At 42.0% G+C, this 12,150-nt stretch carries 9 protein-coding genes and 1 other annotated feature; all 9 genes read right to left on the bottom strand.

Features of this window, described 5'->3' with window-relative positions; genetic code table 11:
* Nucleotides 1-6: 6 nt before the first annotated feature.
* The 9 genes from rpsL to nusG all read right to left on the bottom strand — a co-directional run bounded on the left by rpsL (nucleotide 7) and on the right by nusG (nucleotide 12,082).
* A complete protein-coding gene (gene rpsL / locus ORD22_RS03620; protein WP_029053282.1) occupies nucleotides 7-426 on the bottom strand; it encodes a 30S ribosomal protein S12 in 420 nt (139 codons plus the stop codon).
* A gap of 299 nt (nucleotides 427-725) precedes the next feature.
* Complete coding sequence (rpoC, locus tag ORD22_RS03615) at nucleotides 726-4,316, bottom strand: DNA-directed RNA polymerase subunit beta' (protein WP_317644521.1); 3,591 nt, start codon at nucleotides 4,314-4,316, stop codon at nucleotides 726-728.
* Nucleotides 4,317-4,541: 225 nt separating this feature from the next.
* A complete protein-coding gene (gene rpoB / locus ORD22_RS03610; protein WP_317644519.1) occupies nucleotides 4,542-8,087 on the bottom strand; it encodes a DNA-directed RNA polymerase subunit beta in 3,546 nt (1,181 codons plus the stop codon).
* Nucleotides 8,088-8,288: 201 nt separating this feature from the next.
* A complete protein-coding gene (locus tag ORD22_RS03605) occupies nucleotides 8,289-8,909 on the bottom strand; it encodes a class I SAM-dependent methyltransferase (RefSeq protein WP_317644518.1) in 621 nt (206 codons plus the stop codon).
* 80 nt (nucleotides 8,910-8,989) lie between these two features.
* Nucleotides 8,990-9,349, bottom strand: coding sequence for a 50S ribosomal protein L7/L12 (gene rplL / locus ORD22_RS03600; RefSeq protein WP_317644517.1), 360 nt, complete (start codon nucleotides 9,347-9,349; stop codon nucleotides 8,990-8,992).
* 66 nt (nucleotides 9,350-9,415) lie between these two features.
* Nucleotides 9,416-9,916, bottom strand: a complete 501-nt coding sequence (gene rplJ, locus ORD22_RS03595; protein ID WP_317644516.1) for a 50S ribosomal protein L10 — start codon at nucleotides 9,914-9,916, stop codon at nucleotides 9,416-9,418.
* Nucleotides 9,917-9,946: 30 nt separating this feature from the next.
* Nucleotides 9,947-10,084: a sequence feature (ribosomal protein L10 leader region), on the bottom strand.
* Nucleotides 10,085-10,127: 43 nt separating this feature from the next.
* Entirely contained in the window at nucleotides 10,128-10,826 is a 699-nt protein-coding gene (gene rplA, locus ORD22_RS03590; RefSeq protein ID WP_317644515.1) for a 50S ribosomal protein L1, read from the bottom strand.
* A gap of 121 nt (nucleotides 10,827-10,947) precedes the next feature.
* Nucleotides 10,948-11,373, bottom strand: coding sequence for a 50S ribosomal protein L11 (gene rplK / locus ORD22_RS03585; RefSeq protein WP_317644514.1), 426 nt, complete (start codon nucleotides 11,371-11,373; stop codon nucleotides 10,948-10,950).
* Between the two features lie 172 nt (nucleotides 11,374-11,545).
* The gene (gene nusG / locus ORD22_RS03580) at nucleotides 11,546-12,082 is read right to left on the bottom strand and encodes a transcription termination/antitermination protein NusG (protein ID WP_317644513.1); all 537 of its coding nucleotides are present in this window, start codon (nucleotides 12,080-12,082) and stop codon (nucleotides 11,546-11,548) included.
* Between the last annotated feature and the right edge of the window lie 68 nt (nucleotides 12,083-12,150).

The raw sequence follows: 12,150 nt of genomic DNA, 5'->3' as shown, positions 1-12,150 counted from the left end.
TTTATATTACTTCTTAACTTTTGGTTTTTTAGCACCATACATTGAACGGCTTTGCATACGGCCGGTAACTCCAGCTGTATCAAGCGCTCCACGTACGATATGGTAACGAACACCTGGCAAGTCTTTTACTCGTCCTCCACGGATTAGTACCACACTGTGTTCTTGCAAGTTGTGGCCTTCGCCCGGGATATAAGCGTTAACTTCCAATGTATTTGTCAAACGAACACGAGCATACTTACGTAGCGCCGAGTTCGGCTTCTTAGGAGTCATAGTACCAACACGTGTACAAACACCTCTTTTTTGTGGTGAGTTTACGTTTGTCATTGACTTTTTAAAGCTGTTATAGCTTTTTCCTAGTGCCGGTGATTTAGAATTCTCCGACTTAGACTTACGAGGTTTACGGACTAATTGGTTAATTGTAGGCATCAGATTGTTCCTCCTTCCGAATTTTCTATAATACCACACACCCAGGTGGTTCATTTTTAAGTAAAAACAAAGTTTTTGTGCGTGCACACACAAAAACGGGTGACAGTAAGTTTTAGAGATCTCTGCTCACTGTTATTTTATAATGATGATTGTTTCTCGCCTTTCACTTGTTCATGTGAAATATAATTTCTCCGAAAAAGTATCGGCCAACAACTATCAACCTTTTGTATATTATCATCTGCAGAAAGTCTTGTCAACAGTTTTAATTAAATAAACGGGAACGATGTCCCGTTTATTTTTTAATCCACCTTAACTGTTTCTTCTTCCTCATGTTGCATTTTAATCTGACGATATCTTTGCATTCCTGTACCTGCTGGCACTAACTTACCGATAATGACGTTTTCTTTCAGACCAAGCAATTCATCGGTTTTCCCTTTGATTGCCGCGTCCGTAAGTACTCTCGTCGTTTCTTGGAAGGAAGCCGCGGATAAGAATGACTCTGTCTCAAGAGATGCTTTCGTAATTCCAAGGATAACTGGACGTGAAGTCGCCGGCACTTTACCCGCTAACAACACTTTATTATTCGCTTCAGAGAACTGATGAATATCCAACAACGAACCTGGTAGAAGATCTGTATCTCCAGCTTCAATTACACGAACTTTGCGAAGCATTTGGCGAACCATCACTTCTACGTGTTTATCACCAATTTCTACCCCTTGCATACGGTAAACTTTTTGTACTTCTTTTAGCAAGTACTCTTGTACAGTTGCTACATCTTTTACTACGATCAATTCTTTCGGATCAATAGAACCTTCCGTTAATGTTTGACCACGTTCAACTACATCGCCTTCTTCAACCTTCAAGCGACCATTGTACGGCGCCAAATACTTACGTGTTTCCACTTCACCTTCGATTGTGATCTCTTTTTGACCTTCACGGATTTCATCAATTTCAATAACTGTTCCTGCAATTTCAGAAATAACCGCTTGTCCTTTCGGATTCCGAGATTCGAAAATCTCTTGAATACGCGGAAGACCTTGTGTAATATCATCCCCAGCAACTCCACCTGTGTGGAATGTACGCATTGTAAGCTGTGTACCAGGTTCTCCAATAGATTGAGCCGCTATAATTCCTACAGCTTCCCCTACTTCTACTGTTTCCCCTGTAGCTAAGTTGATACCATAACATTTCTTACAAACGCCATGCTTTGTATTACAAGTGAAAGCAGAACGAATCGTTACTTTCTCAAATCCAGCTGCAATAATTGCGTTTGCAACATCCGCTGTGATCAAGCCATTCTTTTCGAGAATTAGTTCGCCTGTTTCCGGATGTTTAATTGTCTTCTTCGCGTGACGACCTTCAATACGCTCCATCAACGTTTCAATCATTTCATTACCTTCTGTAAGAGCAGTGATCTCTAAACCGCGGTCTGTGCCACAGTCGTCTTCACGAACAATAACATCTTGTGCTACGTCTACCAAACGACGTGTTAAGTAACCTGAGTCAGCTGTCTTCAGTGCTGTATCGGCAAGACCTTTACGCGCACCGTGAGTAGAAATAAAGTATTCAAGTACCGTTAGACCTTCACGGAATGAAGATTTAATCGGAAGCTCGATGATTTTCCCGGCCGGGTTGGCCATCAATCCACGCATTCCTGCAAGTTGCGTAAAGTTAGATGCGTTACCACGGGCTCCAGAGTCACTCATCATATAGATTGGGTTTTCACTATGAAGTGAGTCCATCAGTTTATTCTGAATGATGTCTTTCGCAGCACTCCAGTAAGAGATGACACGGTCATAGCGTTCTTCTTCGGTAATTAAACCACGGCGGAACTGCTGAGTAACCTTGTCTACTTTTTCTTGTGCGTCATGGAGGATTTCAGCTTTATTCGGTAAAACTACGATATCAGAAATACCAATTGTGATTCCTGCACGCGTTGAGTATTTAAACCCAAGATTTTTCATGCGATCTAGCATTCTTGACGTTTCTGTAATGTGGAAACGTTTGAAGATTTCCGCAATGATTTCTCCAAGGATTGTCTTTTTGAACGGTGCAACCAATTCTGTATCTTTCAAGTATTCTTTAACATTAACAGTTCCATCTACGAAGTACTTAGCAGGTGTTTTCACTTGTAAGTTGCTAAGTGTCGGTTCGTTAATGTAAGGGAACGACTCTGGCAGAATTTCATTGAAGATCACTTTACCTACTGTAGTAAGTAATAGTTGTCTATTTTGTTGTTCCGTAAACGTTGGATTATTAATACTGCCTGCTTGGATTGCAATACGAGAATGTAAGTGAACGTGACCTGTTTGATAAGCAATTAACGCTTCATTCGGATCGCTAAATATCTTACCTTCTCCAGCTGCATCTTTACGCTCGACTGTTAAATAATAATTTCCAAGAACCATATCCTGAGAAGGTGTAACAACTGGTTTCCCGTCTTTCGGATTCAAGATATTTTGAGCAGCCAACATCAATAGGCGTGCTTCTGCTTGAGCTTCAGCTGAAAGTGGAACGTGAACAGCCATTTGGTCACCGTCAAAGTCAGCGTTATACGCTGTACAAACGAGCGGGTGCAATGTAATCGCACGACCTTCTACAAGAATTGGTTCAAACGCTTGAATTCCCAAACGGTGAAGAGTTGGTGCCCGGTTAAGTAGTACCGGATGCTCCTTAATGACATCTTCTAATACATCCCATACTTCTGAATGCAGACGCTCGATCTTCCGCTTCGCACTTTTAATGTTATGTGCTAAATTACGTTCCACCAATTCCTTCATAACAAACGGTTTAAATAACTCGATTGCCATTTCTTTTGGTAGACCACATTGATACATTTTAAGGTTTGGACCTACTACGATAACGGAACGACCAGAATAGTCTACACGTTTTCCTAGTAAGTTTTGACGGAAACGGCCTTGCTTACCTTTCAACATATGAGAAAGAGATTTCAACGGACGATTACCAGGACCTGTTACCGGTCTTCCACGGCGACCGTTGTCAATTAGTGCATCTACCGCTTCTTGAAGCATCCGTTTCTCGTTTTGTACGATGATACCAGGTGCTCCCAGATCCAATAAACGCTTTAGGCGGTTATTCCGGTTAATGACCCGACGATACAAATCATTTAAGTCAGATGTCGCAAAACGCCCACCGTCTAGTTGTACCATCGGACGCAATTCTGGTGGAATTACAGGAAGAACCTCTAATACCATCCATTCCGGACGATTCCCAGAGTTACGGAATGATTCCACAACTTCCAGACGTCGGATCGCGCGCGTACGACGCTGACCTTGAACTGTTTTCAACTCTTCTTTCAATGAATCTGTTTCTTTATCTAGATCAATGGCACGTAAAAGCTGTTCAATAGCTTCTGCTCCCATTGCTGCTTGGAACTTAGAACCATACTTTTCACGATACAGTCGATATTCTTTTTCAGATAACAACTGCTTTCGCTCTAGCGGTGTATCGGCCGGCTCAACTACTACGTAGGATGCGAAATAAATGATTTCTTCCAATGCACGCGGTGTCATATCTAGGATTAATCCCATACGGCTCGGAATTCCTTTGAAATACCATATATGCGTCACTGGTGCTGCAAGTTCAATATGCCCCATTCGTTCACGACGCACTTTTTGACGCGTTACCTCTACGCCACAACGATCACAGACAACACCTTTATAACGAACCCGTTTATACTTCCCACAGTGACATTCCCAGTCTTTAGTAGGTCCGAAAATTCTTTCACAGAATAATCCGTCCTTCTCCGGCTTTAACGTACGGTAGTTTATAGTTTCGGGTTTCTTCACTTCCCCATATGACCAAGAACGAATCTTGTCTGGTGAAGCTAAACCAATCTTCATATACTCAAAATTATTAACATCTATCAAGGAGCCTACCTCCCTTTAGTCTAATCGCCGCAATGGCTTGTCAGGCAACTTTACTTATAATATCACATTCAGTCAAAATACTTATTCAACTGAATAGAATAGAAGAAGGTGCTCGAAGCCCTCTTCTATTCTGTTGGGATTGCATTATTTATATTATTTCAGATCAACCACTTTTGTTTAGCTAACATCCAGCCACAAGCGCAAGGCTAAGTAGCACTTACGGTTTTAGCCAATCGGTTGGTCTTCTTTCATCAAGTTTAGTGCATCAGTTGGTTGCAAATCTTCTTCGTCATCCAAGTCCCGTAATTCAATCTCCTCAAAGTCTTCCGTCAACATTTTGACGTCTAGTCCAAGGCTTTGTAGTTCTTTGATGAGTACTTTGAATGATTCAGGTACGCCCGGTTGAGGGACGCTGTCACCTTTGACGATTGCTTCGTATGTTTTCACACGACCTACAACGTCATCTGATTTAACTGTTAGAATTTCTTGCAATGTGTAAGCAGCACCATATGCCTCTAGTGCCCATACTTCCATCTCACCGAAACGCTGTCCACCGAACTGCGCTTTACCGCCAAGTGGTTGCTGTGTAACGAGTGAGTATGGTCCAGTAGAACGCGCGTGTAACTTATCGTCTACCATGTGCGCAAGTTTGATCAAATACATGACACCTACAGATACGCGGTTATCAAACGGTTCACCTGAACGACCATCGTATAGCGTTGTTTTACCGTCACGGTTCATCCCCGCTTCTTCCATTGTAGACCAAACATCTTCCTCGTTTGCTCCATCAAATACCGGAGAAGCCGTGTGAATACCTAGACTACGCGCAGCCATACCAAGGTGCATTTCAAGAACCTGTCCGATGTTCATACGTGATGGAACACCTAGTGGATTTAACATAACATCAATTGGTGTACCGTCTGGTAGATACGGCATTTCAGACTCAGGTAAAATTCGGGAAATTACCCCTTTGTTACCGTGACGTCCAGCCATCTTATCTCCCACAGAAATTTTACGTTTCTGTACGATATACACACGAACTAATTGGTTAACACCCGGAGATAACTCATCGCCATCTTCACGGTTGAACACTTTAACATCCAGAACAATTCCGCCTGCACCGTGCGGAACCTTTAGCGACGTATCGCGGACTTCACGTGCCTTCTCCCCGAAGATTGCGTGCAATAGACGCTCTTCAGCAGTTAGTTCCGTAACTCCCTTAGGTGTTACTTTACCAACTAAGATATCGCCATCGCGTACTTCCGCCCCAATACGGATGATCCCTCTGTCGTCCAAGTTGCGTAATGCATCCTCCCCGACGTTCGGTATATCACGAGTAATCTCTTCCGGCCCTAGCTTCGTATCACGCGCTTCTGATTCATACTCTTCAATATGAACGGATGTGAAGACGTCATCTTTCACTAGACGCTCACTCATAATAATAGCATCCTCATAGTTGTAGCCATCCCATGTCATGAACGCAGTTAGAACGTTACGACCAAGCGCAAGTTCTCCTTGCTCCATAGAAGGACCGTCCGCGAGAATATCAAGTGGTTTTACACGGTCGCCAACTCTGACAATAGGCCGTTGGTTATAACAAGTTCCTTGGTTGGAACGAATGAATTTAGACAAACGATAAACTGCTAGGTCACCCTTCACTTCTTTACCGTCTATTTCTTCAATACAACGAATACGAACTTCTTTTGCTTCTACATGCTCTACGATTCCATGATGTTTAGAAACGACAGCCGCACCAGAATCACGGGCTGAGATGTGTTCCATCCCCGTCCCAACGAATGGCGCTTCAGGATTCAATAAAGGTACCGCTTGTCGTTGCATGTTCGCACCCATTAACGCACGGTTGGAGTCATCGTTTTCCAAAAATGGAATACATGCGGTTGCCGCAGACACAACTTGCTTAGGTGAAACATCCATATAGTCAATTTGATCGCGGCGGAAGACTGTATTATCCCCTTGGAAACGACCGACAACATCTTCATTGACAAATGATCCATCTTCTCCAAGCACTGCATTGGCTTGCGCTACTACATAGTTATCTTCAATATCAGCAGTTAAGTAATCGATTTGCTCTGTTACGCGACCTGTTTCAGGATCCACCTTACGATAAGGAGTTTCAATGAAACCAAAACGATTTACTTTTGCAAATGTCGATAAAGAGTTTATTAGTCCAATGTTCGGACCCTCCGGCGTTTCAATCGGACACATACGACCATAGTGAGAGTAGTGTACGTCACGAACTTCCATTCCTGCACGTTCACGTGTCAAACCACCAGGTCCTAGTGCTGATAGACGACGTTTATGCGTCAATTCAGCCAATGGATTTGTTTGGTCCATAAACTGCGAAAGTTGAGAGCTACCGAAGAACTCTTTAATAGATGCAATAACTGGACGAATATTGATTAATTGTTGAGGTACGATAGACTGTGTATCATTGATAGACATTCTTTCTTTTACCACTCGTTCCATACGGGATAAACCAATACGGAATTGGTTCTGTAGCAATTCACCTACAGAACGTAAACGACGATTACCGAGATGATCAATGTCATCTGTATTTCCTACACCATGTAATAGGTTAAAGAAATAGCTGATTGAAGCTACAATATCCGAAGGGGTAATATGCTTAACAGACTCGTCTACTTCAGCATTAGAAATAACATTGAGTACTTGTTTATCTTCATTTTTCGGAGCGTAAATTTTCAGTGTTTGAATGACCATCGGTTCTTCTAAAATAGCTCCAACATGTTCAATCGACTGCGTGTTGATACCTTTAGACAAGAACGGTAGCAATTTATCTAACGTGCGTCGATCGATTAATTGGTCTTTTTCTACTAGTATTTCACCAGTTTCTGGATCGACGAGTGTTTCTGCAGCTGTTTGATTGAACAAACGGTTTTGCAAATGAAGTTTCTTGTTCATCTTATAACGTCCAACATTCGCCAAATCATAGCGCTTTGGATCGAAGAAACGAGAATACAACAGACTTCTCGCGCTGTCTAGCGTTGGTGGTTCACCTGGACGTAGTCGCTCATAGATTTCAAGCATCGCTTTTTCCGAAGTTTCGGTATTATCTTTCTCAAGTGAATTACGCAAATATTCGTTATCACCGATTAGATCAATAATTTCTTGATCTGTTGAGAAACCTAATGCGCGCAGCAACACAGTGATCGGTAATTTACGTGTTCTATCAATACGGACATGCACAACGTCTTTAGCATCTGTTTCATACTCAAGCCACGCACCACGGTTCGGAATTACGGTAGCACCGAAACCACGTTTACCGTTTTTGTCCGTTTTACCATTGTAATAGACACTCGGCGAACGAACGAGCTGTGAAACGATAACTCTTTCCGCTCCATTAATAACGAATGTGCCGTTTTCAGTCATTAGCGGGAAATCTCCCATGAAAACGTCTTGTTCTTTGACATCGCCTGTTTCTTTGTTATGAAGACGTACTTTTACACGAAGTGGTGCTGCATATGTCACATCGCGCTCTTTTGATTCGTCCACTGGATATTTTGGTTCACCCAGTTTGTAGTCGATAAATTCTAATGATAGGTTCCCAGTGAAGTCCTGGATAGGAGAAATATCCTTGAACATTTCACGTAACCCTTCTTCTAAGAACCACTCATACGATGCCGTTTGAATTTCAATCAAATTTGGCAGATCGAGCACTTCGTTGATTCGCGCGAAACTTCTACGCTGACGATGTTGACCATACTGAACTAAATGACCTGTCAACTCATTCACCCCTCATTAAGACAATATTAGTTTTTGCAAAATCAGAAATTCAGCTGTGACTTCGAAAAAACAAAAAGAAAACGAGTTCCGACAAGAGCTCATTTTCGATTTCACAATCTTTATCCAAACATCAGTATACCCTTTCCTCTTCTAAATCACGCAAAAGGGCATACAGCTGCAATATAATTATTTATGCATTTTATAATGCTACTACAAGATTACCGAGCTGTCAATCTTTTTTGCTAACAAAATGAAATAACCCTTCTTCTTTGCAACAGTCGCCACATTACCAAACAACTCTTTTAAGTACGCGACCGTAGAAGGCGCACCTTGTTTCTTTTGAATAACAACCCATAACTCTCCGCCCGAAGCAAGTTTTTCATACGCACCTTCATAGAAAGAAAAAACCGTTTGTTTCCCCGCTCTTATAGGTGGATTTGTCAAAATTGCAGCAAAACCAGCTTGTTCTACTTGATCAATACCATTGCTTTCATAGATCTTGACGTTTTGGAGTTGATTGTTTTGAGCATTCGTTTTAGAAAGGGCTAGCGCACGTTCATTAACGTCTACCATATGAACTAAGCGCTCTGGAAAGTCAGATGCAATAGACAACGCAATCGGACCATAGCCACAACCAATTTCTAACAAGTCTCCCTCTACAGAAGGCTCTTTAAACGTTTCAGCTAATAATTTCGATCCTCCGTCTATACCACCTTTACTGAAGACACCAGCATCAGTCGTAAACGTGAACATCTTATTGCGTATTTCCGCTTTCCAATGCTTCGGAGCACTAGAAACTTGAGGGTTTTTCGAGTAATAATGTTCCCCCATATATATACCTCCTACTATAAATACCTGTATATGAAGAAAAAAGCCCGTCAAATAGACGGGCTTTTCTCAGGAAGTAGAAATTACTTAACTTCTACAGATGCGCCAACTTCTTCAAGTTTAGCTTTCATTTCTTCTGCTTCTTCTTTAGAAACGCCTTCTTTAACAGCTTTAGGAGCTTCGTCTACAAGAGCTTTAGCTTCTTTCAAGCCTAATCCAGTGATTTCACGAACAACTTTGATTACTTTGATCTTTTGATCGCCAGCTGATGCAAGCATTACGTCAAATTCAGTTTTCTCTTCAGCTGCTTCTGCAACTGCTCCAGCTGCTGCAACTGGAGCTGCTGCTGTTACGCCGAATTCTTCTTCAATTGCTTTTACTAAGTCATTTAGTTCAAGAACTGTCATTTCTTTAATTGCGTCTAAGATTTGTGCATTAGTCATTTTAAGTTCCTCCTGGAAAGTTGTATTAACCGGTTCTTTTGGTCCGGCCGTGGTCAAGATGCGATATTACGCGCCTTGTTCTTCTTTTTGTTCTGCAACTGCTTTTGTAGCAAGTGCGAAGTTTCGTACTGGTGCTTGAAGTACGCTGAGTAGCATAGACAATAGACCATCGCGTGATGGTAGAGTAGCCAATGCTTTGACCTCTTCTGCCGACGCAACGTTTCCTTCGATCACACCCGCTTTAATTTCAAGCTTATCATTCTTTTTAGCGAAATCATTCAAGATTTTCGCCGGCGCTACTACGTCTTCAGTTGAGAAGGCAATAGCGTTCGGACCTACAAGACTTTCATTCAAAGATTCCAGTCCTGCTGATTCAGCCGCACGACGAGTCATCGAGTTTTTATAGACTTTGAACTCAATGCCTGCTTCACGAAGTTGTTTACGCAATTCCGTAACTTGTGCAACCGTTAGACCACGGTAATCTACAACAACTACAGAAACTGCTTCTTTCAACTTATCAGCGATTTCTGTTACAACCGCTTGTTTAGCTTCTAAAATTTTGCTCATGTTGACACCTCCTGGAAATTAGGGTCACTTATACCGATATAAAAGCCCTCAATGTCTTAGACATGAGGGCAGAAAAGTCGTCATCTTTTAAAAAGAGCGTCTTGTCCTCGGCAGGATCTTTAAGTGGCAAGCCACACCTGCTGTCTTCGGTACAAATGGTTATCATCATAACAAGCGTAATCTTAACAGATCACTTCATGCTTGTCAATAATTATTTTATAGTTACACTAGCCGGATCTACTTTAATAGCAGGGCCCATAGTAGTTGTAACGTTTACTGATTTCATGAACGTTCCTTTTGATGAAGCCGGTTTAGCTTTTTGAATAGTTTCAAAGATCGTCAAGAAGTTTTCTTCCAACTTTTCTTGATCGAAAGAAGCTTTTCCGATTGGCGCGTGGATAATTCCAGCTTTGTCCGCACGGTATTCTACTTTACCCGCTTTGATTTCTTCAACAGCTTTTGCTACGTCGAATGTTACTGTTCCTGTTTTCGGGTTCGGCATAAGACCTTTTGGCCCTAGAACTCGACCGATCTTACCAACTTCGCCCATCATGTCAGGTGTAGCAACGATTACGTCAAACTCGAACCAACCTTGTTGAATTTTAGCAATGTAATCTGCGTCGCCTACGTAATCTGCGCCTGCAGCTTCTGCTTCTTTCAACTTTTCACCTTTTGCGAATACTAATACGCGTTGAGTTTTACCAGTACCATTCGGAAGCACTACCGCTCCACGAATTTGCTGATCATTCTTGCGAGTATCAATACCAAGACGGAAAGCTACTTCAACTGTCGCATCAAAATTTGTCGTGCTAGTTTTTTTAGCAAGTTCAATTGCTTCTTTCGCAGAGTATGTAGCTGTACGATCTACAAGCTTTGCAGCTTCTACGAATTTTTTACCTCTTTTAGCCATCTGAATTTTCCTCCTCATTTGTGGTTTTAACGGATTAAACCTCCCACTTAATGAAGGCTGCGCATCTCATTCGACCGCAGCCTTCACCTTCAAACCGTTGCTTTATTAAGAAGAACCAAAATCAGTCTTCGATTTTGATTCCCATACTGCGAGCAGTACCTTCGACCATTGCCATCGCCGCTTCAACTGACGCCGCGTTTAAGTCCGGCATCTTTTGTTCTGCGATTTCTCTAACTTTATCACGTTTAACTGTAGCAACTTTGTTTTTATTAGGCTCACCTGAACCTTTTTGAACGTTTGCTGCAACCTTTAGCAATACTGCTGCCGGCGGAGTTTTTGTGATGAATGTAAATGAACGGTCCTCGAAAACAGAGATTTCAACAGGAATAATAAGACCTGCTTGATCAGCTGTACGAGCGTTAAATTCTTTACAGAATCCCATGATGTTAACACCTGCTTGACCTAACGCCGGCCCTACTGGTGGTGCTGGGTTTGCTTTACCAGCTGGAATTTGTAACTTCACTACTTTAGTAACTTTTTTAGCCACGAGACACACCTCCTTAAGTCCGTGATGTGGTCATTGGGTTGCCCCTCCCACTCAAATATGTGCCTGCCGACAATGTCGGTAGAATTGGTTAATCCGTCCAGACTAAGTCTGACCTTTGAAATGATACCACCATTACATACTATTTGCAAGAGAAAATTATCCCATTACCTCATCAATCCATTTTTTCTACTTGATCAAACGATAGTTCCATCTTCGTTTCGCGTCCGAACATATCGACAGTAACAGTTACTTTACCTTTGTCTAGTTCGATTTCTTCCACTTTACCTTCAAAGTGTGCAAACGGTCCTTCTAATACAGTAACTCTTTCACCCACTTCGAAGTCCACATCTATACGTTGCTCTTTCATACCCATTTGTTTCAGAATGAATTCGACTTCTTCTGGCAACAACGGAGTCGGCTTCGCTCCTCCACCTGAAGATCCGATAAATCCTGTCACACCTGGCGTATTACGGACAACGTACCAAGAATCGTCTGTCATAATCAATTCCACAAGTACATACCCAGGAAACGTTTTACGCATAACTGTTTTCTTTTTGCCATCTTTAATATCTGTTTCTTCTTCTTCCGGAATGACGACACGGAAAATTTTATCTGACATACCCATTGTTTCAACACGTTTTTCAAGATTTGCTTTTACTTTATTCTCATATCCTGAGTACGTATGGACTACATACCAATTTTTATCCATTTCCATCATGTTGAGGACTACGCGTCCGTCCCTCCTTCTAATTAGAACTGAAAAAACCCGTTTATTCA

Origin of the sequence: Sporosarcina sp. GW1-11, assembly GCF_033088395.1 — a bacterium.
Taxonomy (GTDB): domain Bacteria; phylum Bacillota; class Bacilli; order Bacillales_A; family Planococcaceae; genus Sporosarcina.
This window is presented reverse-complemented; position numbering and strand designations above follow the sequence as displayed.